Source organism: Phaeodactylibacter sp., assembly GCF_022763345.1.
Taxonomy (GTDB): Bacteria; Bacteroidota; Bacteroidia; order Chitinophagales; family Saprospiraceae; genus Phaeodactylibacter.
In genome coordinates this window covers 67,936-94,774 of sequence record NZ_JALEGS010000024.1, presented here as the reverse complement: position 1 = coordinate 94,774, position 26,839 = coordinate 67,936, and the positions used below count along the sequence as shown (strand labels likewise).

The window sequence follows — 26,839 nt, the reverse complement described above, 5'->3', positions numbered from 1 at the left end:
CCTGAGAAAATAGCCCCCTTCCCTGAGTGTATACCGCTGGTTTACTGAATTCCTCTCGGAATCTTTACCCTTTGGGTTTACATTTGAAACGGTACAAAGCAAAGGAAAGGGTTCGCAATACTACTTAATCAACCTTCTTTTCAAAGTGGCTGTTTTGTAAGATGGATTTCATTCGGTATCTTTAGAAAACCAATGAGCTATTAACTTTGCTATGGTGTTTCAGCCGTGGCAGCATGTTGACTATATTCCCTCTTTCACCTTCAAGTTCTACATTGCAAATTACCTGTTGGTTTAACAATTGATATGTTTGGCCCTTGAGGCTTTGCATGGTTGGTACTAGTGCGACTAGACCGAATTATTTGATAGTATTTCCACGCTTAAGCTTGTTCTGGTGCGTGGTCTTTAATGGTCAAAAATCTACGGCTCAATCCACTACTTGCTCTTGCTCTGTATAAAGCAAAGCATATGAAAAACGTAGACAACATAAAGGAGGCATTCAATAGCCGATCAAAGAAGACCAAGTTTAAAATACTGCTGGCAGGGGCAGACCAGTCAAAGCTGGAGCAGGTAGAAGCGCATATGCCAGATTTTTTCGAAATAACAATCTGGGAGTTGGCTATCTCAGGTATGCCGCGTCAAAGTGTAAAGCATGATGTTATCGTTTTGGTGGGGCGGGCAGCTCTGGACTATTTGAAAAAAGTAAAATCACAGACAGGGTCGCAAACGCCAATTATTGGATATGAATTGGAGGCTGATGCAGATGAGCGGGTACTAGCCAGGGCAGGAGGGGTTATCAGTTTAGTTGGCCACTCACCGGAAGAAACAGAGTTGATTATAGCTATTGAAAACGTATTGTCCTGGGTGTCAAAACAAGGAGCCGAAAAAGAGCAGGATGCGGATTTTAAGAAAGAACTGTTAGCCGCCCTGGGCTATCTGTTTAAAGAACAGCCTTCATTCGGTATTCAGGATTTATCACAGAATATGAAACTAAGCCACTCCACGCTATACCGGAAGGTTCGGGAGGTTTACAATCTATCTCCAAACCGGCTTATTGCAGCGTACCGGTCGCAGCAGGCCGCAATATTGCTAACCAGAAGTGAGCTGAATATTACGGAGATTGCCTACACCTGTGGTTTTTCGAGTTCAACCTACCTTGCCAGGACTTTCAAGCAATTTTATGGAATGACTCCCGGGCAATTCCGAAAAAACAATACGGCTTCTGCATGATTTGTACGAATTATTGAATGATTCGTGCGACCTTCGTGAAAGAAGCTATTGTAATTTGGCCTAGCAAATCATAAATAATCATAACTCATGAATTACCTAAACCCCATTGACTGGTGCAAAGCACTGGTTCCTCAGCCTACTTTCCTTTTTAAAGGGTTTCTGCTCAGCATGATTGCATTTTTTTCCCTGGTCCAAACCAGTACTGCTCAGGCACCTGATCGTTTTAGCTATCAGGGGGTGGTACGGGACCTGAGCAACAACCCAATTACCAATACTACCCTTGGCGTTCAAATTACCATCCTGCAGGGATCAACCTCCGGTTCAAACCTGTTCCGCGAAACGCACACTCCGGTAACTAACGATGCTGGTCTCTTTAGCATTGAAATAGGAACAGGAACGAATGTAAATGGTAGCTTGTCCGCTATAAATTGGGAGATGGGGCCTTTTTTCATTGAACAGGCGATAGACCCGATGGGAGGAACGAATTATACCATTACAGGAACCACGCAACTGCTTAGCGTCCCTTATGCGCTTTATGCTAAAAATGCAGGTCGGGCAGCGTCAGCCGCTGTAGCAGATGAGGCAAGTACACTTGCTGCCTCAGGAGCAGCAAGCCTAACCGTACCGCTAGGTACTATACTCCCTTATGCTGGTAATGCCGGAAGTGTTCCAAGCGGGTGGCTGCTTTGTGACGGCACTTCCTATGATGTCAACGAATACCCGGCTTTATTTAATTTGATCAACACAACTTATGGCGCTGAGCCAGGCCGTTTCAGGGTGCCCAACCTTCAAGGGCGAGTCCCGGTTGGCTACAATGTCAATCAGGTTGAATTTGATAACCTCGGGGAATTCGGAGGTGAACGGACGCATACCCTGGATTTAAGCGAAATTCCCAGCCATAATCACAATGGTACAACAGATCCTGATGGAGAACATGGACATGATGTAGTTACTAATCTAAATCCTGCATTAGACCCTCCTTTCTACGTAAGTGTCAAGATGGGGGATGGTGCAGGAGGCTCAACTGATGAAATTGATTCAGGAGGTGGAGATGCAGGTGTGCTCAATGTTGAAACAGACCTAGAAGGAGACCACACCCATAGCTTTACGACTTCTTCTGTAGGGGAAGGTATGCCCCATAACAATCTGCAACCTTATCTGACCATTAATTACATTATCAAAGCCGAATAGTGGTATTCAGAAGTTCACCGGCACTAGGGAATTAGCTTCAGTTAGAATTTGAGCAACTTCTGTCGTTTTCTATTTTTCAGACGACCTAAACTCATGACGCCATGCGTTATTTCAAATATATTTATTTATGTCTATTATTGGCATTCTCGGTTACTGCCTTGTCCGCACAAAACGGCATCCACGCAGCTCATACGGAAGCAACGGGTGCGGGGGGAAGTTTTAGCGGAACATTGGGACAAGTGTTTTACACGACCCTCGATGCCTGTGGCGGCACCGCCCAGCCGGGGGTACAGCAGCCGGATTTCCCCATCCTCAACCGGCAGAGCCTCCTTACCGCCACGGACACTTCGGATGCCTACATCATTATATCCTGGGAACTGCTGGAAGAATGCTTCAAGAACGTCAATAACCGCTGTATGCCCTATCCCGATGGGGTGCTCTTAGAGTTGCTGGCCGAGGGGGAGCGCATCTATTCCACTATAGTATATAACGCCGATGGCCTGCTCACCGATAGCTATCGCCACTTCATAGGTCCAGACAGCACTGTCGATTATACCCTGAATTTGTTTATCCGGGGTAGCGGCGCAATGGCTTGTACTAGTATTTCTACTTCGGGTTCAACTATACCGTTTCAGGCTCCGACTAACCTAACTGCATCGACAGGGGCTTCTCCCGGAGAGGTAACGCTCAGTTGGACTAATAACTCTCAGTTAACGAGCAGTGTATTGGTATTTCGTAAAACCGGCACTGATAGTGTATTGGTAGAGGCTATTCCGGGCACAGAAACCGTAGATACTTCATTCACTTTTGTTGACGCCTACGTAACTGGAAACCCAGACAATCTGGTCAACGGCCAGGTTTATGAATATTGTCTGGTTACTTTCAACGATCAACTGGATAAAACACTACCCGAGCAGGTATGTACAAACGGTAGTACATTTGATATCGGCCTTGGCGCTATGGTCGAAAACAATAGTATTATCAACCTCTCCTGGAATGATGTCAGTCCCTTTGCGAGTGCGCTGAATGTCCGGCGGGATGGAATCGTTATCGCGACTTTGGACAGTACCGTCACCGCTTACACGGATCAAACGCCTACCTTCGGAATGCCAAGCTCTTATCAGCTTGATTTACTGAATGAAGAGGGGCAGACGAGAGGGCGTGACGTAGTCACGATCGATTTAGATGCTATCGGTCGGATTTCCGGCTTTGTTCGTACTCCTCTTTCAGTGGGTATCGCCAATATTCCGGTGACTTATTCTGTCCGAATAGAAGCTGACACCCTGAGGGATACGGTATATACGGATTACAGAGGCTTTTATGCTTTTGATCAGGTGTTTTTTGGCAGAAGGGGCGTTTTTGATGTCAATGCCAGGAACATGGGGCAGTTTACTTTTTCAAATCGGGGGCTAAGAGATACATTGAGCAATGAAGAACCAATAAGCAGGTTACTCAATTTCACCTCCGGTGAGACCTACCCCAATAGTCTTGAAGGCAGCATAGTTATAGATACTGTCGTTGCTATGGCTGGAATAGACGAACTTTCCTTCGAATGGGCTTATCAAACCTCGGGCAATTTAAGAGATACCATACACTTCCAGTTATTTCGTGAAAGCCAGTTGATTGACTTCACGGATGATCAACAACCACAACCGTTTACCCTGATGGATGAAGATGGAAGTGCAGGTTATATCTATCAATACCGGGTGGTAGCCTACGGTTTTAAGGGAGACTCGCTGGTTTCTGGCAGTAAAATGCTATTCGACACCATGCCAGTAGTCGAGCCGCCCTACAATTTGATTGGACAAGTTGGAATTGATGCGAACAGTGATAATGTCATGGCGCTGAGCTGGGATCATGACTCGGAAAATTTTGACGGGTTTCGGCTGTATAGAGATAATGAATTAATTGCTATACTCGATACCACCAGCCGGATTTACTATGACTACTATGCGAATCCTGGTCAGACTTTTACCTATGAATTAACTGCGTTTAGGAAAGCAGCAGAATCTAATGATATTCTTGAATCTAACCCTGTTGACTCTGGACCACTTTTGATACCTGGCTTACCATTAGCCCAATCACTCATCGTTAATCCATTACCGGAATCAAACGCTGTCCAGCTAAGCTGGTCGCTTCCCGCAACTGCGGAGAACTACGATAACCTTTCCGGCTTCATTGTCAGTCGTAATGGTTTACCTGTAAAACGGGTACTCAAGAAGGGGCAGAGTTATGTTTACCGGGACTATCAAGGTGGGGCAGGCATCAATTATACCTACAGCGTTTCTCCTTTCCTTTATGTACCGGATACGACTTACGTTGGTGCAGCAGCTACGGTAGCAGGGACTTATCCTGCCGTAGCAATGCCGGCTATTAGTGCTGTAACCCAGCCCGCACCCGGCGTATTGCGCGTTGATGTAGACGCTGCATATATACAACAGTACAGTAATTTTGACGGCTATGTGCTTAGTGCAAATGGTGTCCCTTTTGATACCTTGCGTCCATTTGAGCGTAACGCGTTTTTGACCCCTAACGTCGCGGGTGGTCTAACCAATATCAATATTGAACTCACAGCATACCGTACCGTCGACGAGGTGGTGTATACCAGTGATATCGCTGTCCAGACAGCGTCAATCCCTCCGCAGACAGGTGCTCCATTAGATTCCATTGAGTACTTTACTGCTTCCAGGGATATTCCTATGCATGTGGGGCTTAAATGGGAGTTCCCGGACTTCATCTTTGCCACCTTTTCGGTTTACAGAGACGGGGTGCTATTGGATACGCTTCCTTTCACTGCCCGTAATTACTATGATTACGAAGCCACTCCGGGGCAAAAACATTTGTATACCCTAACAGCTGAGTACGAGGGAAACACTTCTCCGGTCGTAGCGGCAAGTGGTATAAGACGTGGGACTGATTTCTTGCAAGGACAATTATTAGCCAAGCGGTACACTACTGATCGAAATGGTGTTAGTGTCAGCCTAGTGGATGTTTCTACAAATGCTTTTCTACAAGGCACTACTACTGATAGCTCCGGTTATTTCCGATTTATTCGCTTGCATGAATTGGTAGGCAGTGGCGATTGGGAAATCATCGTAGATGATATTGGGGCGGGGCATGAACTTGTCGCCAATAGCCAGTCGGGTTTAAACGCCTCAGTGCGTACCGTTTTGTTTCGGGATGACTTTTTGCCAGCAGTGTCCCCCCCCTTACCCTATGAGGACAGCATTGCTATTGTAACCGCTTTTCAGTTGCATCCTTTTGAGGAGGAACAAGCCGTGGTAGCGTCGTGGTCATTTACTGAGGGACAGGCAACAGGGGGCGTCTTGGACCGTGGCTTGTCCGAAATAGCGGCGATAAACAGTGGAGGAAGACAGTTTTTTGTAGATACGCTTGGTGTGAATTCCACAACATATCCCTACTTGGTGGGGCCCTATGTCCTGGAAGATGGGAGCCGTATACCAGAGGCTGATAAGAGGACCGTCTTTCGAAACCTTGAATATCCAAAGCTACCAGCGGTAGAGTGCTTATCTGCCTTGCCTAACTTAAATTACTTAGACAATAGCATAACATTACAGTGGAGTCACTTTAATGATAAAGTTTCTTATTACGAAATACGCCGTAATGGTTTGCCTATTGCCTCAGTAAGTCGTGGCGACTCCCTTTGGTATGTTGATACGCAGGGAAAACCTGACCAAACATATATATACGAAGTACGGGCTGTACGGGTCAATAATACCGGAGTCTCCAATTCTGATTTCCGATCGCTCGAAGTCGTATTCCCTACTGTAGCCCGCCCGGCTCCATTCACCGCAGTTGCTGTACCCGATTCAAATGCGGTACGCCTGGACTGGTCTTACAATGGCGATGCTGTTAGCGCTTTTAGGGTGTTCAGAAATGGTGTTCCTCTGGCTGATGTACCCGCTAATGAGAGAAATTACTGGGACTACGACGGAATACCATTTTCTGAGCCAACGTATAGTATCGTTGCACTTCTAAGCCGGGAGGATATGTTATTCCAGTCCCGTCCCTCAGAAGCCGAAATAGAATATCCACCTCTTTTATCTCCATCTGCCGTTTTGGCAATGCCAAATACCAATTTGGGGCTAACCGAAATTAGCTTTAACTATCGCGCCCAGGGCGTTAGTCAATTTGTTGTGTACCGGAGTATAGGAGGTAACCGTACCGAATTGGGCAGTATACCCTATACCCACGATGGTACTGTCCAATCCTTCACCTTTAGCGATAAGAGTGGCGTAAAAGACGGTGCTTATAGCTATGAGGTCGTGGCGACTGACCGGCGGGGCGGTATTCTTTTTGAATCTGCCCCCGGACTTAGCGGCTTAGCCGTTTATCCGCCACCTCCTCCGGTTGATGCGTTTTTTGCTACTACAGACCGGCCTAACTGGGTAGACCTTGACTGGGCACAGGATCTGAACGTAAATGTAGATGGGTTCCGTATTGAACGCACATTTAACAGCTTCCAGGATACCTTCTTTGTGTTTAATCCCGGTAAACGGTCTTACCGGGACGTTTTCTTTCCTTTCCCGAACTTGCCGAATACAAATATGCAGTATGTTATCCGTTCATACCGAAATATAGAGGGGGCAACCTATTATTCAATTCCGCGGAATATTAATGGAAGAGTAGCTAACACTCGCGATAATACGGATCTATCAGAGGTAATAGCAACCAAAGGCACCTTTGCAAACCGGACCCGTATTTCCTGGGAATACAATGGAGACATTGCGGAAATAGACAACTTTTTAGTCTATCGGGACGATGAACGGATCGCTACATTAGGTGCCGATGACCGTTTTTACAACGACAGCGACGGTGTTCCTGGTCGGGAGTATGTATACATTGTATCAGCAGTGGTCAACGGAGATGAAGATTCCGGATTATCGGATATTGGTTTTACAAGAGGTAATGGGCAGCTGGAAGGAGAAGTCCTGACACTTCAAGGGAATGCGCCTGTGCAGGGAGCTCAGCTCATCGTTCAGGGTATTGTGGATGGCGAACAATTTACTTATGAAGCATCCTCTGATGAAAATGGTCAGTTTGTCATTCCTGGTATATACGTGGGTGAAGAACCGGTCAACTACAGTCTAAGTGCCGCTTTTATGGATCATAGCTTTGTGGAGCCAGTCCAAACCTTTACGCTATCGCCCCAGAACGCTACACGTTCTAATATCTTTTTCTTCGACAAAACAGCCTATGCTGTAGCCGGTCGAGTATCCTACGCTGGTACAGACTGTAGCATTGACAGCATTACGGTAAGGGCCCGCCATATATTGTCAACCGGTGGGGTGGTAGAAGAAACCACAACTACCGACTTGGAGGGCAATTACGGATTGATACTCAATCCATACCTGGAGGGGCTGGCGCGAATTGAAGTCACAGTTGACAGTATATTTCTGAGAAACGAAGGAATGCCAGAGCAGGCTGCGATACTTCACCGCTTTGAAAACCCGGTCCGCCAAATCAGTATGTCGCCAGTGCCTCAATTTACGGAGGTCAACTTCCAGGACGTGCTGACCTACGATGTAGAAATCAACCTTAGAAACGTATGCGGGTTTGCCGCCTCATCTAATGGCCGTTTCGATATAGAAGTTAGTACCAGGGATGGATGTTTCAAGAGAATTGAACAAACAGGATTAAACGGAAAGGTGGCTATGCAACTTCCCGCACTTGACGGGTTAGTAGCCCGGGTAGTAGGGGCCGCTCCACTTTCTCTGGAAAATAATTTGATTGTTAACTACTTGGAGTATCGCCCTGCCGGACTGGCACTAGAGGCGTTCCATATTGAAAAAACTCAATTTCAGGATGGCAACCTCGTACAGCAGGCAGCGGATACGGTACTAGAGAGAACGCTGGTATACCACAAGCCAGCTACTATTTCATTGGCATCTGAGTTTGGTACGCGCCCTAGCTGTAATCCTGACCTTCCCCGTTTACTGGACCAGAACAGCTCATATACTATACGGTTTGATGTAACAGAGATACATCAGGGCGTTCTCTGTGATGTAACAGAAGGGTACATTATTATAAATAATGCTGCTGCTAAGGAAAATAGCCGTGACACATTGTTTTATCTGCCTGAAACGGGAGACTTCGAGCAGCATAGTTTTGTTGGAGGCGCTCCTAACCTTGTGTCCCCTTTCCGAAAGGGGATCAATTTACAGTACTTCTCGGATATAGGAGATTTGTTAGCACAACGGACCATTCCCGTGGTGGTTCGAGGAGCTGCTCCTCTACCAGGTAGCGATATTATTGTGGATGTTGAGGATGAGGAGGGGCAGGTAAAAATGCCAATTTATATTCTTCGTGATCCACCCGGGGACGGCAGCTTTAGTTCAATAGAAGAAGGACAGACCTTCACTAAGTCGCTGACAGATGTGTTCTCTTTCCGTGGTGGTGCAGGAGTAGAAACTGATCTTACGCTCGCCCTATTTGGTGTAGGGGCCTACCTGGATATAGAGCAGCGGGTTGGCCGGGGTACGAATGAGGAAAACACTTTCGAGCTAGAGTTTACTGCCAAACAAACGATTTCTACTTCTTCCACATCGGATTTTGTAGGACCTGATGCCGATGTAATGGTGGGGATCGGCGTAGCTATCCAGTATGGTCTGATAGACGAAATCCGGTTTGACGAAGAAACATGTAGCCTTGTTAAGGTACAGAGCTTTAATATTTCTCCCAATGAAATAAAGACAGACTGGAACTATACAGTAGGCCAGATCAAACAAATCGCTAATGAAAGAAGATCACAGGCAGATTCGGTAAGGGCTGGCAGCCTGGAGATTCAGGTAGGCGGTAATGTACTACCTGCGGCTGAAGCTGTTGAAAGGCTGATTACCGAGGCGCTCAATTGGGAGCGTATCCTGGAATACCATCGTGTAGAATCAGTACCGTTCTATCAGTTCTGTGCCGAAGAATATGATGCCAATCAGCTCTGGTCTGAAGTGCAGTTCTATAATTTAGAAGACGAATACAAGCAGGGACTGGGCGTTTTTGGGCAGGAAGTAGAGTTCTCTAATGCTGAGGCTCCTAGTGATTACAATGACAGAGTAACTAGAGCTGATGAAGCGCGTAGAGTATTTTGTGCTGATCCGGCGATAGGGTCATACAATGCACAGGATAGCTTTATTTTGTCATCGGATATCAGAGAGGTTATATTTACTACGGATTTGGCCGCCAAATACGAAAACGCCGTGCGGGCAGTAGATTATCTCCTAGACTCTCTCTATTTGAATACTGACGAGGTGCTTACCAGAATTGAACAAGCACCTGCTGCGTCTTTTATCCCTGAGGTGGAAAATACGACCTTCTCTGCCGGGGTAGACATAGAGAAAAGTAAATCCATTTCTCAGACTACAAGCAGCAAGTTCGCTCAAAGAGGGTTTTTTACGTTATCCCTCAGCATTGGTAACATATTGGGGACTGAAGCTAATGTCGGATTCGGTCTTGTAGTGAAAAGTGTTGATGTAGAAAATAAACTAGGACTGGGCATCGATCTGGAGTTTGAATGGGGTAAAGACTTCTACAGCAGTAGTGAAACGGAATCTACAATATCCTATACGTTTTCAGATGATGATCCCGGCGACCAATTTAGTATAACTGCTATTCAGGCGCGTGATCCCGGCCATACCCCCTACTTCCAACTCCTCGGCGGCCGTTCCAGCTGCCCGCCGGAAGTTGGCGCTATTCAACGCGACCGCTTCGATATTTCCCTTTACGACCCGGAGACGCAGTCTACATTCGATTTCCAGGAGCTTCGGGCCCTCAACCCCGATCAGCCCGCTACCTTCTATGTACAACTAACCAATCTTAACCCCTTTGGTGAACAACGGGACTTCTTCGTTTACCACGAAGGCGAAAGCAATGAAAATGGAGCCGCGCTCCGATTAAACGGTGGAATTATTGGTGGTGGTAATCAATCTGGTCAAACCCTGACCTTCATCAACGCCAATCAACCGGTCATATTACCACTCACGCTGACCCGCTCCCTGAATAACTATCAGTTTGACAGTATTTACGTAGTCCTAAGGCCGAGCTGTACCGATGGCGACCTCTTCCTGCTCGGTGAGCGGGATACGGTCACCATCAGTGCTTTCTTCGATACGCCCTGTAGCGATATCAGTATAGCCTCACCAGGCAACGACTGGCTCATTACCCGCCGTAACCCCTTCCAGGCCGATAGTCGGGAGGCGATCGTAGTGGAAGTGGGCGATTATGACTCCGAAAATCCGAATCTGGATGAAATCTACCTGGAATACCGGCGTATTGGTGATGGCTCAGGTTGGGAGATTATACCGTTTACAGAACTTGACCCGCGCTATATCGTCAATCAGGATTCCCTGATACAGTACGATATGGAAAACTTTGGTCCGGGTGAGTCGCCACGATTCTTCTTTAGCTGGGATATTACGGAATTATACCAGAAATATCCGGATGGTATCTATGAAGTTAGGGCTGTGGCTGCCTGTGGCACAGATGGCGTAGTCCAATCCAACATCATCCGCGGGCAAATCCGCCGGCAGACGGGCGAAGCTTTTGCGTTGTTTGAACCTTCCGATTTGGTCTGGCAGACCGGCGATGAGATCAGTATCAAGGTCAACCGGGAACTGGACTGTGCCACACTGGATGAAGCCTCCTTCCTTGTTGTCAATGAACTGACGCAGGACACCGTACCCGGTACTTTCGGGTGTGACCCGGCTGAGAACAAGTTAGTATTCCTGCCTCTTGCACCCTCCTCATTATTTGAGACGCTGGAGCCCTTCGATGATCAGTTGCTGACCATTAAGGTTTCCGGGTTGGTTGACGAATTTGGAAATCCGTTCCCGCTATTGAGAGATGCGCAAGGAGTTGTCCAGGAAACCCTTGATGCAAATGGTAATACGGTACCCGCCAGAGATACCTTTAAATGGGATTTCCGGGTAGTCGCGAGAGATATTCTCGTGCAGGACACCTTCCTGGAAACCACGATTTATCAGGATAGCGAGGGGATTCTTAGTACGGTCTTATTCAATACCAATCAAGGGGCAGGAGCGACCATTGGCTTTTCTATTCCTGAACTTGTGGGGCTTCCATGGCTACAGGCTACTCCTCCTAACGGTATTATCTCTACGTCTGATGGGACGCCTGTTCGATTTAATATTGATGGCAGCTTGCTGCCGGTAGGGGATACCACGGTTGTGCTGAGTGTTGTTTCGAACTCTAATCTGGCCAACGCCGGAGTTGACAATATCCGAATCAAAGTCAATGTACTGGCTCGTCCGCCTTATTGGGAAGTAGATCCCTCGCAGTATTCCAATTCTATGCAGGTGGTCGTGAACTATCAGTATACGCAACCTCCTGGGAACAATCCTTCCCGCGATACTATGGACATCGTCAGTGCCTGGATTGGCAATGAAATCCGTGGGGTGGCCCGAATCGCGAGTACTCAAACCGGTCAGTATGCGGCCTTTATGCTGGTGTACGGCAACCCGGAAGATATCGGTAAGCCGCTCGAATTCCGGGCGTGGGACGCTGATCCCGGGGAAGAGTACAATGCCTATCCAATCGACAGCCTGTTCTTCGATGAGACCATGCTGATTGGATCTTTCAGTGACCCTGAGTTGCTATTTGTGAACCGCGACCGCGACCGGGCCCGCTATATCCCGGTGAATGGAGAAGGCGACGGGGGCGGAGGCCTGACCTGGCTCTCTTTCAATAGTCAGGAAACGGATATGACGGTTGGCGAACAGCTCCGGGAGCTGAAGTTTTTGCAAGACGGAGATATCATAAAAACGGAAGAGACCTCAGCAGGCTACGTTGAAGGTGTAGGCTGGATTAGTACCAACGGCCTTGATAGTATTGATGTGGAAGAAGGCTATATCCTGTTTCTGGGTAACCTCGACGATACCATCCGGGTGACTGGGCGTGATGCAACTTTCGGGCCAATATTGCTGGAACAGGGCTGGAACCTGATTGGTTATCCGCTTCAGGATACGGTAGGCATAAACGATGCATTCACCTTATTAAATGTAGAGGATGGAGACCGTATGCAGACGGTTCCACAAGACCCTGCTGCTCTCAACCTTCCACCTAATATGATCGCGGAGTATAACGAAACGCTGACGCAGTGGCTATTTGCACCGGGCATGGAGGTCATGAGGCCCAACTTTGCTTACCAGGTTTTAGTGGGCAACCCCGCTGCAACCATGCTTTATAATGGCTACGAAGTGCCTTTAAGCCCTGAGCCTGTGAGCGATGGCTTTGGCTATAATCCTTCGGTCTTTACTCCTGCTGATCCGTCAACATGGAGTGTCGACCCTTCAGCATACCCTGCGAGTATGGTGATCACCTCTACCTTACAGTTTGGCGGAGAAATGAGTCTGGACGAAGGAGACCGGGTGGCTGCCTATGTCAATGGCGAATGCCGGGGCGTTGCGCCGGTGAGTTTTGTATCAGCGCTGAATGCTTACCGGGCACCGCTGTTTGTCTACGGCGCGCAGGCTGGCGAAACAGTCGAATTCCTCATGTACGATGCCAGCACGGACCGGGTTCATCTGGCCGCACAGCAGCTTTCTTTCCAGCCCAACGGCATCGAAGGTAGTTTTGTAGAACCCTTCGTTTTCGAAGCGCAGTCCATGAGCGCTGCCTATGCCCAAAGCAGCACTTACTGTGCCGCAGATGCCAATGGTACGCTGGGCATCACCATGGTCAGTGGCCTGCAGCCACCTTATAGCTACGAGTGGAATACCGGCGCGCAAACGGCTTCCCTGGAAGGCCTGACCGCCGGTGATTATACCGTAACCATTACCGGTGCAAATGGCTTGTTCTTCACGGATACCGTGACCCTTGAAAATCTTGAGGTAGAAATTCCAGCTCCGCAAGTGGAATGGTCAGCCGACAATCCGGTCTGCCGGGGTACGGATGTCGTGCTCTACGCGCAGGCTCCGAATCAGGAGGCATCTGTACGCTGGGAAACAGCCGATGGATCAGTATTGCAGGAAACTCCCGCGTTGATGATAGAGGGCATTCAGGCTGCTTATACCGCTTACGCTAAAACGTTGTACCGGGGCTGTGAGTCTGAGCCACTGGAAGCTACCGTGCAGGTCTACCAACCCGATGCAAGTTTTACGGTAGAGCCTGCCGTAGAAGTGACTACGGAAACGGAAGTACAGTTTAGCCCCGCAGAAGCCACAGGTGCTTTCGCCTGGGACTTTGGGGACGGGCAGAGCAGCAGCCTGGTTAGCCCGCAGTATCAGTATGACCTGCCGGGGCATTACCAGGCCATTCTTTCCCGTACCGACCTTGCAGGCTGTACAGGCCAGGGGCTTTATGACCTGTGGGTAAATGCGGCCACGCAGGTACTCGAACTGCCAGAGGGCGAATTACGCTTGCAGGCCACGCCCAATCCATTTGGGCAGCAAATCGATATACAGCTCAACCTACCCTACAGCGGTCAGTACACGCTTGAACTGCTATCCATCTCCGGGCAAGTCCTGGAAAGGCGGCAGGAGGTCTGGCAGGCTGGTGAGCAAACGATCCGCCTGCTGCCTGATCTGGCGGATGGAACGTATCTGATCCGGTTGGAAAGCAGTCAGGGGCAAAGCTTGGCATTGCCTGTTGTCAAACAGACACCAAGGCCCTAAAGCAAAGAGAATGAAAGAGATAGGGGGTGATCTCTGTTTGGGGCATTATTTTCTAAATAAATTATTTAAAAGCATGTAATCGTAATGTTAGTAGCCAAGAGTCTTGAAAAAAAGTTTATTTTTGGAGAATCTAGAAGTAATTTAATTCAGGCAAATCGCTATTTCCTGCCTTCAGGACGACCTAAACAACAGCGGTTTTCTTCAAAAATAGTTTTTTCTAATGCGTTCTGTTCAGATATGCTATCTGAACGGGCGTGTGAGACAGATAACAAATCCTAAAACTCATGACTCGACTATTCCCCATAGCGTTGAGCTGGTTTTTGCTTTTTGGCTTTCAGCAAGCAATCTCCCAGCCATTTACTGCAACCGTTGGTTCAAGTGACGCTTATATCGATGTAGAATGGGACTTGGCCCAGGCTTGTTTCGAAGATGTTTCCAATAATAACGAGACCTACGAAGATGGTGTATTCCTTGAGCTTACAGCTGATGGGGTAGTTATTTACACCGAAATTATCGATGACGCGATGCCTTCAGTGGTCAATAATGTTTATCGTCATTTTGTCGGCCCCGGGCAATCGATCGATTATGAACTGGTTCTTTATGAGATTGGGCCTGGTGACGAGATTTCAGTAATGGACTGCTCGAGCTTGATGATTACGGGTTCTACTTTAGCTTTTCAGCCTCCTACAGGTGTGTCAGCTACGGATGCCACTCGGGTGGATGCCGTAGAGCTTGAATGGACCAATAAATCAGAGTTGAGTACTTCTTTCCAGGTGATTAGAAAGGCCGGCACTCAAGAGGTGACCGTTGCCGTTATACCCGGAACAACCATCCTTGATTCCACCTTTACCTACGTTGACGATTTTGTCTTAAATGCCCCACAGAGTTTAGTCAATGGTGTAGAGTATAGCTATTGCATCAGAACCTATAGCGCGCTGACTGATTCTGTCTTTAGTGAAGTGGAATTCCCAACGGTTCAGGATTTAGGGTCCACTTACGCTATCGGGCTTTCTGCTACGGACTTTACTTTTTCCGACAAAGTTGATTTAACCTGGAACGATATCTCCGCTTTCGCTGATGCCATAGTGCTCCGAAGAAATGACAACGTATTTGCCACATTTGAAAACAATGCACTCACAAGCGCTACTGACAATTCTCCAACTTATGGCCTTAATAGTAATTATGCACTCGATATTTTAGATGATGATGGAGTGATTATTGTGAGGGCAACCGATGACGGAGGGGTTGCTGCTAATGGCCGGATTTCCGGGTTTGTTCGTAATTCTGATGGGCTAGGGATTGAAGGCGTGAAAATCAAATATCTGGTAGAAGTACTTGATACAACCATACAGGACTCCGTACTTACTGACTTTACGGGCTTTTATTCATTTGAGGATGTATTCTATGGACGGTCTGCCAACTTCTCTTTAACTGCGGATCGGGATGATGCTTCCATCACACCAGGTTTGCTGGAAATCACCTTAAGTAATGATCAACCTGAAGTAAGCAATGCGAACTTCCTTTACCGCACCGCATTATCCCCTAGTGAAGATTCTGTTGCGATCAATACCTTTACGCCTGTAGTTGGAGCGGACAAAATTGATTTTACATGGGATTTCTTTTCTACGGCTGATACCACTCAGTTTCTTTTATTCCGCGAAGGCGAACTGCTGGGGAGCACAAACAGTACGCTAGCCCCCCTGACTTTAACGGATTTAACTGGAAAGCCGAATCACTTTTATATATACGAGCTAAAAGCCTATGCTTTAAGAAACGACTCCTTTGTCGTAGCTGCCATAAAAGATACATTTCAGTTTCCTGCGGTAACTACACCTGAAAACCTGGTGATTGATGAAAACTTCGATGCCAACACCAACGGTATTCTTACCTTAAGTTGGACTCATTCTTCGGATAATTTTGATGGCTTCCAGATTTATCGAAACGATAGCCTGATAGCGGTACTTGATCCCAATATAACCTCTTTTTCAGACTATACCGGCGTTCCTGGAGCCACCTACGACTATAAGGTGTCCGCATTCCGGTCGTTTACCGGGCCTGTGCTGGGAGATGAGCGGTTTGAATCTGCGTTTTTGAGCTCAGATGGCAATGTCTTCCCTTCATTCCTGGAGGCTACTAATCTCACAGTGGCTCAGCAGGCGAACAATAATGCCATGTTGATCTCTTGGGATATCCCTGGTGCTTCTGTAGATTTCGATAACTTTACAGGCTTTAAAATATACAGGGACGGGATTGAAATAGGTGAGGTCTATAAGGGAGATGATTACGAGTTTTTTGACTTACAAGGTATTCCAGGCAGTTCTGTTACTTACGAATTGAGGACATTCCTGCTGCAATTGGATACAGTATACCTTAGCGATCTTAGTCAGGCTATCCCTAACCCGGCTACCTTTCCAGAAATTGCTACACCGGTTATTTCCAGTATTACGCCTTCAACTGGTAAAGCAACTATTGTGTTGGATGGCACCTACAATTCGGCCTATAGGAATTATGACGGCTACGTCTTGTATGCTGATGGAGTGCCTTTCGACACCCTTCAGCCTCATGAAACGGAGCGGTCTTTTTATCCCAATATTAATGGTACAACGACCTCTGTCAGTTTTGACGTTCGTGCCTATCGAAATATTAACGGCAGCTTCTTTTTTTCTGACCCGGCAAATAGTGTAGTGAGTATCCCGCTTCAGAATGAAGTGTTAGAAAAGCCCGGAAACTTCAATGCTTCTGAAGTTTTCCCAATGCATGTTGCCTTGACGTGGACCTATCCGGTATTTAAGTTGTCAGAGTTTGTTATTCGCCGTGGAGGTATAGTTTTGGACACGCTTCCCACAACAGCCAGGGCATACTATGATTATGATACCGGAGTTGGGGTCACAGAGGAATACTCCGTAACGGCTATCTACGAAGGGGCCAGCTCTATCCCGGTTTATGATATTGGGCGGAAAAGAAATACAGGGACCATCTTTGCCTACGTTTTTAATGATCAAAACGGCAGGAACCTGGACAGCCTACAGGTATCTCTGGAAGGCGGAGGGTTGTACTTTGGCCAGGCTTATACCAACAAAGCAGGCCTTGCCATTTTTGAAAACCTCCCGGTAGACAATACCAACATTACTGCGGTCAACCTTTTGGAACAAGGCCGGTCCGTAGCTGTGACAAACAATCCGTTGATCAACGCTACCACACCGGTTGAAAATACGTCGCTAACCTTCACCTTCAATGACACTTTCCAACCTTCCATGGCCCCTCCAATGCCTAGGCAGGACTCTATCCCCAGAATCGTGGAAGCTGTGGCACAAGCCTTCGAATGTTCCAGAAAAGTGGTTGTAAGCTGGTCAACTGGCGAAGGCATATACGATGGCTTTGAGGTGCACAGAGGGCTGAATCGCATTGCAACAGTCGATGAGGACGGGCCTTTCTATATTTTTGATAGTTTACCCAGTGCGGGCATAGAATATATTTACCTGATTCGGGCATTCCAGGAAGTTGACGGCGAGCGGGTTTATAACCGGACTACTCCCGCCCGGGTAACCTTCCCAACCATTAATCCGGTAGAAAACTTAACCGCAACAGCTAGTTATGACGGAGATGATAACTCTGTTTTGCTGAATTGGAGTCACAAAACAGGAGAAGTCGATTACTACGAGGTGGCGAGAAACGATGAGGTCCTTGGCCTTGTGGATGCAGGTGGACGACTGGAGTTTAAAGATATTACAGGCAAGCCTGACCAGGTTTACATTTATTCGGTGAAGGCTGTCAAGCTTTCAGGTGCCGCTTTGCTGGTTTCAGACCCTAAGACTGTAGAGGCGATTTTCCCAAGGGTTGCAGACCCGGAAATCACCCTGTTGTCTTTGCCAGATAGCAACGCAGTCAAGGTTTCCTGGAGTTACAGTGGGGATTTAGTTAATGGTTTCCGGGTTTTGAGGGATGGCGAGTTGATTTCTACCCTTGGTGCAACCGATACTTGTTATCAGGACTTGGAAGGCACGCCAGAGACAGTGCATGAATACACTGTCATTGCTTTATTAGACCGAGGTTCGATGGATTTTCAGTCTGAAGGGGCCTCAGATACTATTACTTTTCCGCAGATTCGGAAAGTGACGGACCTCATGGTTATGTCACAAACTGATCTTGGAAATGCCGAGCTTTCCTTTAAGTACTACGCTCAGGGAGTGGATTACTTCAAGGTGACTTACATGATCGACTACACGGATCAAAATGGGATGATGCAGGACTCTACTATCGAGTTCCAGATTTTCTACAATGAGCTGGAAAACAATATGGCAACATTCCTGGATGAATTAGCCATTCCTACAGCATCGATCGATTATATGGTGACCGCGGTTTCTGTACGAGATGGTATTCTTTACCAATCGGAACCGGAAACCAGAAATCTGGCTTCCTATCCCAAACCCCCTACACCTTCCAACTTCCAGGCCTCAGATGGAACATTTGACAATCGGGTCGAGATGAGCTGGGAATTGTCATTGGAGGCCAATGTTGATGGGTTTATAATACAGCGGGACGGTTCGACTATCGCCACGCTAACCGGAGGAGTAAGAACTTATGCGGATGTGTTTAATGATATTGGCAATGGTGCGGTATCTAATTATACGTACTCGGTTATTGCTTTCCGTACAGATTATGGTGTTGATTTTCCTTCGGTAGCAGCAGCGGATACTGGTTTCCCGGGACTGCTCAATGAAGGGTTTAATACCATTATCGACCCTTCCGTAAATACGACTTTTGGCTGGACCGTAAACATGTTCGGCAATAACGCGCTGGTAGGTGCGCCTCAATCGAATTCGATATCTTCAGGACTAGGTAATGTGACCCTGTATCGTAGATCTTCTGATCAGGTTTGGAATAAGAGACAGACCTATAGCATTATAGCGGCTGGGCAATTTGGATTCGCAACGGATTTATACGACGAGGAGTTCATTGTGGGCGAGCCAGCTTATGATGCAGAAGGTGGATATCTTACCATCTCAAGTGGGGGGTTTACTTCGGGTAGCGCTGTGTTTGAACTGTTTGATGATGGTGCTGATGGAGAACGGCTTGGGCAGGACGTTACGATCTTTGGTTCACGGGCATATGCAAGCCGGCAAACCGTGAAAAACATTCAAGTTTATAATAAATCAGGGGGTAATTGGTCTGAACTAACGACTATTACTCAACCTGGCGCTGTTACGGATACAAAAGAATATATCGCTCTGGATGCCTCTGATTCCTATGTTATAGCAGGTGCAGCATCAGGTATTGCTGCTCAAGAAGATGGATTCGTTGACATTTACGAGCGCAATGGCAGTTCTTATACCCGGACAGAAAGGCTGGAAGGGGAAGGCGAAATGGAAAACTTCGGTATTGATGTTTCAATAGAGGATAACCGCCTGGCGATTGGCGCAAGTGCAAAAGGCCCGGGAGCAGTATACATTCACAAGCTTACCAACGGAAGCTGGGAACGCATACAACGTATTGATAAACCTACGCTGAATAATGACTCGGACTCAGATCAATTCGGCTCTGCCGTCTCCTTGTATGATGACTGGCTGCTTGTAGGTGCCCGAAATCATAGAGACGAAGGGGACAACTCTAGTCCAAGGACAGGCTTGGCGTTTCTGTTCTCCCGGTCAGGAGACGAATTTGACTATGTAGATTTTATCGCCATACCAGATGGTACCGGTCAGGCTGGGGACGATTTTGGTTTTTCCGTAGCCGCAAGTGAAGGAGGGTTCCTCATTGGGGCACCCTTCCATGGCAGCTCTGGTGCGGCGTTCTTTTTCTCACCCGATTTGCTGGAGTTGTGGTATCAAAAGCTGAAATCCGTCACGGCAGAGGATGGAGTATCCACCAGTCGTGCCAAGGTAGAATGGGATTTCACTGGCAACCGGGATTATATAAATGGATTCAACGTTTACCGGGATGACGAATTGATCGCAACGGAAGACCCCAACAAGTCCTTCTACCTCGATACAGAGGGCATTCCTGGAAAGAAATATGTTTATAAAGTAACGGTCCTTACGACTGAAAACCGGGAATCCTTACCCAAGTCAGATGCTGGTTTCCGTAGGGGAAATGGAGTGTTTGAAGGAGAAGTGCTGACGGCCTCAGGCGGTGCCCCGGTTCCGGGAACAACCATTACGGCAAAAGCCCAGATCGATGGGGAATTATATACCTATGAAGCCGTTACCGATGTGGCCGGGCAATTTTACATTGGAGGAGTCTATTATGCCGATACCACTGTGACCTATGATTTGACGGCAACCTTAGACGGCAATGACTTTGTAACGAATCCTATCGCTTCTACGATTTCGCCAGAGAACTCCGTTAAGTCAAATATCCTATTCCTAAATAATACCGCATATATTGTCCAGGGACAAGTGGCTTATGAGCACTTCTCCTGTGGTTTGGACAGCATTACGGTGAAGGCTGAATATCGATTCTCTGACAGCACGACACGTACGGATGAAGTGACCACGGATGAAGATGGAATGTATTCCTTTGTGCTGCGCCCGGACGAATTGGGCTTACAGGAAATCGAGATTCTAATCGATTCCATCCAAATACGCTCTGTGAATAATGGGATGGAAGTAGATAGTATCCTGCACTATTTTGGTGCAGATGCAACAACTTTAATTACAGACTTCAATAATCTGCCTAGAATTACGGAAATCAATTGGAAGGACAGCCTCACTTATGATGTGGAGTTTTTCATAACCACTGTGTGTGGCGGGCCGGCTTCCAGTAACGGCGCCTTCGAAATTGAGGTCAGCCTTAGAGATGGTTGTTTCCAGCAATTAATTGAAACGGCAAATACAGGAAGAGTGACTGCCCAATTGCCTCCGGTGGACGACTTGATCATTACCGTCAAAGACGCTTTCCCTACAACTGTGGAAAACGTACTTATTGTGGATTATCTAAGATACCGACCGGACGAAATTGACCTAAGGGCGCTGCATATCGAAAACTTTACCGAGAATTATTCTGATGAAGTGCTGGACTCTTTAACGCAGAAGAACCTTGTGTACCATAAGCCTGCAAGCATTTCTGTGGCTAATGAATTCGGAGAACTGATTTGCGGGGATGCTTCTGAGCCAAGGCTTATCACTCAGGATGACGATTACTCGATTCGTTTTGCAGTGGAAGAACTGATTCAAGGACAGTTCTGTGCCGTTAATGAAGGCTATATTGTTGTCAATAACGCTGCTGCGCAGACCAATACCATTGATACCTTATTCTACCGGGCCGACCGAAACGAATTCGACCCTCACCCATTCGTTGGCGGGTCACCTAACCTCGTTTTCCCTTACCGGAAAGGGATAGACGTGAAATACTATTCTGCAAATGGAGATTTACTGGCACAGGAAATTATCCCTGTTGTTGTCCTGGGCTCTTCTCCTCTGCCAGGTAGCGACATCATCGTCGACGTTAAGGATGAAAACGGTATCGTCAAATTCCCGGTTTATATCCTGCGCGATCCTCCTGGCGATGGTAGCTTCAGCTCCATAGAGGAAGGAACGACATTTACCAAGTCTCTTACCGAAAACACGGACTATAAAGGTGGAGGCGGTTTCCTAATTGAATCTTCATTCGCCGTAGCATCAGTTGGTGGATTTATAGATACAGAGCTGATCGGGGGCAAGATTATCAACAATAAAGATGCTTACGAAGTATCTGTAACCACCACACAGGAAATAACGACTTCCAACACCAGTGATTTTGTTGGCCCAGATGCGGACGTCCTGGTTGGTATTGGAGCCTCCACCCAGTATGGCATCGTTCAGTCTGTTCAATACGATGAGAATACCTGTTCCTTAGATAAAGTGGATGATTTGAGTATCTCTCTCAATGAGATCAAAACCGATTGGTATTACACGGTGGGGCAGATCAAGCAATTGATCAATGAGCGCTTCAGCCAAATTGAGGCAGTAAGAGAAGGTACACTGACCATTCAGGTTGGCGGAGTAGAATTGGATACTTCTCAGGCTATAGGCCGCCTGCTGACAGAAGCAGATAACTGGCAGTCCGTTCTGAATTATTGGTCTAGAGAATCCGTCCCCTATTATATGCTTTGTGCAGAGCAATATGATGCAGATCAGCTTTGGCAGGAAGCTTTAGAAACCAATAAGTTTTCTGAATACCTTCCTCAGGTTGGTGTATTTGCAGATGATACAGAGGTCAATTCTACATCAACGCTATCTCAGGTTATTATTGATTTCTTCCTTGACCTTGGTCCGACCGATGATTTCAGAACTCGTATTCAAAGTGCCAAAGAAGCCAGAAATGAGTTCTGCACGGATAGCCGGGTGGGGTACTACAACTCCCAGGATAGCTTTATCCTGAACCAGCCTTTGCAGGAGATCATTTTCACAACAGACCTTGCCCAAAAATACGAACGATCTACCAGGTCAGTGGATTTTTACCTGGATTCACTCTATCTGACGATCTCCGAAGTAGAAGATAAAATTGGCGATTTTACGGCCCTAACGGGTATTTCCTCAGATGTAGAAAACTCTACCTTTTCTGCCGGCGTGGATGTTAATAAATCTACTTCAATTACACGGACCACCAGCTCCACTTATGAAAACAAGAGTTGGATTGACTTTAGCCTTGCAGGTGGTATTGTTTTTGAGTGGGAGTCTACGGCCGGATTTGGCTTTGAGGTTGAGAATGCTGATGTGAAGTTCAAAGGTGGTGCTCAATTGCAACTAGGTTGGGAATGGGGCGAAGAGTATTTCGAAGAGGCGGCCGTGGAATCTACAATCAGCTACACATTGTCTGATGATGATCCGGGGGATCAGTTTAGCGTTACAGCAATTAAGGGGCGTGATCCAGGTCATACACCCTACTTCCAGCTGTTGGGCGGCCGCTCTAGTTGTCCTCCTGAAGCTGGGACAATCCTCCGGGATAATTTTGATATATCTCTGTATGACCCTGAAACAGAAGCTACCTTCGATTTTCAGGAACTCGATAACCTGGACCCGGATGAACCGGCTACTTTCTATGTGCAACTTACTAACTTAAGTCCGTTTGGTGAGCAAAGAGATTTCTTTGTATATCATGAAGGGGAAAGCAATGAGAATGGTGCCGCAATCAGATTGAATGGCGCTCCGTTGGGGGGAGGTAATGAAACCGGCCAGACCCTGACCTTTATCAACCCTAACCAGCCCGTCATTCTACCATTAACGGTCACCCGTTCTGTAAATAACTACCAGTTTGATAGTATTTACATTGTGCTCAGGCCGAGTTGTACGGATGGTGACTTATTCCTGTTGGGTACCCGGGATACGGTAACGATCAGTGCCAATTTTGACTTTCCCTGTAGCGATATCAGCATTGCTTCTCCAGGAGATGATTGGTTGATTGCAAGACGAAATCCATTCCTGGAAACCAGCCGGGAAAACATCGTTGTTGAAATCCGGGACTACGAGGCAACGAACCCTTCATTAGAAGAAATGTACCTGGAGTACCGCCGTATTGGCGATGGTTCTGGCTGGGAACGCATCCCTACCTCACAGTTAGACCCCAATTATATTGTCAATAGCGATTCCCTGATTGCGTACAATGAAGAAAATTTTGGGCCTGGACAGATACCTAAGTTCTTTTTTGTCTGGGACATCACGGAACTTTACGAGGCCTATCCGGATGGGATTTATGAAATCCGCGCGATTTCTTTCTGTGGAGTTTCCGGTGAAGTGCAATCGAATATCATCAGAGGGCAAATCCGCCGGCAAACCGGCGATGTATTTGCCCTGACGGAACCGGCAGACGGTATCTGGCAGGCTGGTGATGAGATTAGCATCAAGGTTAATAAAGAACTGGATTGTGCGCAGCTCGGGAACTTTACCTTTGAAGTCACAGAGCGAGCCTCTGGCAATACCGTGCCCGGAGAGGTATTCTGCTTTGCGAATGAAAACAAACTGGTCTTCCAGCCCGATAATACCACACTGCTGGACTACGACGGTCAAATTCTTGATGCCATAGTCTATGATCTGGAAGATGAGGTTGGTAATCGATACCTCGATACCTTTAGATGGGAGTTCAGAGTCGTTGCCAGGGATATCTTTGTTCAGGATACCCTCCTGGAGACGACCATCTATCAGGATAGTGAGGGAGAGCTCAATACCGTCATTTTCTATAATGACGGCATTGGTTTCATTAATTATGTAACAGACGGTAATGCAGATTACCCGTGGTTGACGGTTGATCCGACCACTGGTTCTGTGCCTGCTGCAACGGGCAGAGCGGTTACCTTTACGATTGATGGCTCACAGCTTCCGGTAGGGGATACCACAGCTGTTATTCGCTTTGTATCTACCTCTGGGCTGATGAACCAGGGGGTAGATTCTGTCAGGATTAAAGTCAACGTCTTGGCTAAACCTCCCTATTGGGTAGTCGATCCTTCTCAATACGCTACGAGTACCCCCGTCATCACGAATTTTGAATTCACAAATGCACCGGGTGTTACCTCGAGAGATACGATGGATATTATCAGTGCCTGGATCGGCAATGAGATCCGGGGCGTAGCCAGAATCAGCAGCACACAGGTAGGGCAGTATGCCGCCTTCATGCTGGTTTACGGTGATCCGGAGGATATTGGCACACCATTAGAGTTCAGGGTTTGGGATGCCAATGAAGGCCGGGAATACAATGGCTATCCGGTCGACAGTTTGTTCTTTGATGATGCTCAGTCCATCGGCTCGTTTGGAGATCCGGAAATCCTCATGGTAGACCGTAACAGTGACCTAGCCCGTTACATTCCGGTGAACGGAGAGGAAGACGGTGGTGGTGGCATTACCTGGCTTTCCTTTAACAGCCAGGAAGAGGATATGACTGTTGATGAACAGTTGCGGGAATTGAAGTTCCTCCAGAATGGTGATATTATCAAAACCGAAAGTAAGTCAGCAGGCTACGTAGAAGGTGTAGGTTGGTTAAGCACCAATGGCCTGGATAGCATAGAAGCTGAAGAAGGTTACATTTTATTCCTGGGCGGCCTGGATGATACCATACGGGTAACCGGCATGGATGCTGAATTCGGCCCCATAATTTTAGAACAGGGCTGGAATTTAGTCGGAGCTCCTGTCCAGGATACGATAGCTATCAATGATGCCTTTAGTGTTTTGAACATATCAAACGGAGACTTCCTGACTACCGTAGCACAGGATCCGACACTACCAGGCTTATCCGCGAACATGGTTGCCCAATACGATCAGGGGCTTTCCCAATGGCTATTTGGCCTGGGCAGCGGCATGGAAGTGATCCGGCCAAACTTTGCTTATCAAATTCGGGTGGCAGCAGCCAACGCCGTCATGCTATATGATGGCGCTACTTCTCCACTCACTGCCGCTCCGGTATCCGATGGGAGCGGAGAGCGTATCGCTGCTTTCGTACCATCCGATCCATCAACCTGGTCTGTAGACCCCTCTGAATATCCTTCCAGCATGGTCGTGACCGGCGTAGCCTTGTTTGATGCGGTACAGAGCCTGGATCAGGGGGACAAAATCGCTGCGTACGTAAATGGAGTTTGCCGTGGGGCAGCTCATATTAGCCATATCCCTGCACTGGGTGATTATATGGCACCTATGCTTATTTACGGTACTAATGCAGGGGATGTAGTGGAAATACTGATGTACGATGCAAGCGAAGACCAGGTTTATCTGGCTAAGGAAACCCTGGTTTACGAACCCAATGGTATAGTGGGTAGCTTTACAAACCCATATGCCTTTGAGAACCAAGCCATGAGCGCGATCTATGAGCGCGTGAATACCTACTGTGAAGCAGATGCTAACGGTTCACTTGGCGTCACTATGGTAAGTGGCCTTACCGCTCCTTACACCTTTGAATGGAGCAACGGCGCTTACGGCGCCTCCCTCACTGGCCTTAGCGCAGGGGACTATTCTGTTACGATTACCGGTCAGGAGGGTATTTCCTTTGTAGATACGGTGGTGTTGGAAAACCTGGAAATCACAATCCCGGCTCCAACGGTAGAGCTATCCACAGACAACCCCGCTTGTAGCGGCACTGATGTTGTCCTGCATGCTATGCCCCCAAATCAGGAGGCTACCGTGGTCTGGCAAAACAGTGCGGGTGAAGTTTTAGAAGAGGGCAATACCCTGCTGCTTGAGCACTTACAATCACAATTTACCGCTTATGCTTCAACCTTCTACCGGGGGTGCCAATCAGAACCTCTGGAGACTACTATTGAGGTCTATGAGCCAGACGCAGACTTTACCATCGCGCCACCGGAAGAGCTGACGACTGCCACCGCAGTACAATTTCTGCCGGGGGATAATACGGGCAGTTTTGCCTGGTCATTTGGAGATGGTGCGGTAAGCGATCTCGTTGCGCCACTCCATCAGTACGAATTGCCAGGGCATTATCAGGCTTCATTAGCACGGACTGACCTTGCAGGATGCACAGGATATGGATTGTACGATATCTGGGTGGGAGCAGCAACACAAACGCTGGAACTGCCTGAGGGGAAAATTCAACTCCAGGCAACGCCCAATCCCTTTAGCCATTACCTCGATGTAATGCTGGATCTTCCCTACGGTGGATCTTTCGAATTGGAGTTGCTATCTATTTCCGGTCAGCGAATCGAAAGGGTACAATCAGTTTGGGAAGCTGGGAAGCGCAGCATTCGTATGACACCAGATATTTCAGACGGGACTTACTTGTTGCAATTGAGAACAGACCGGGGACATCGTCTAGCCTTGCCGATAATCAAGCAAAGCCCCCGGCCTTAGCGTCCATTATAAAAATGA

At 47.5% G+C, this 26,839-nt stretch carries 4 protein-coding genes; all 4 read left to right on the top strand.

The window, feature by feature from the left end:
- The first annotated feature begins 465 nt into the window (after positions 1-465).
- The 4 genes from MRY86_RS06930 to MRY86_RS06915 all read left to right on the top strand — a co-directional run bounded on the left by MRY86_RS06930 (position 466) and on the right by MRY86_RS06915 (position 26,821).
- The gene (locus tag MRY86_RS06930; protein WP_293565529.1) at positions 466-1,227 is read left to right on the top strand and encodes a helix-turn-helix transcriptional regulator; all 762 of its coding nucleotides are present in this window, start codon (positions 466-468) and stop codon (positions 1,225-1,227) included.
- Positions 1,228-1,314: 87 nt separating this feature from the next.
- Positions 1,315-2,418: a tail fiber protein gene (locus tag MRY86_RS06925; RefSeq protein ID WP_293565528.1), complete on the top strand. Its 1,104-nt coding sequence runs from the start codon at positions 1,315-1,317 to the stop codon at positions 2,416-2,418.
- A gap of 101 nt (positions 2,419-2,519) precedes the next feature.
- The gene (locus MRY86_RS06920; protein WP_293571133.1) at positions 2,520-14,060 is read left to right on the top strand and encodes a PKD domain-containing protein; all 11,541 of its coding nucleotides are present in this window, start codon (positions 2,520-2,522) and stop codon (positions 14,058-14,060) included.
- A gap of 284 nt (positions 14,061-14,344) precedes the next feature.
- Positions 14,345-26,821: a PKD domain-containing protein gene (locus MRY86_RS06915; RefSeq protein WP_293571131.1), complete on the top strand. Its 12,477-nt coding sequence runs from the start codon at positions 14,345-14,347 to the stop codon at positions 26,819-26,821.
- Positions 26,822-26,839 lie beyond the last annotated feature (18 nt).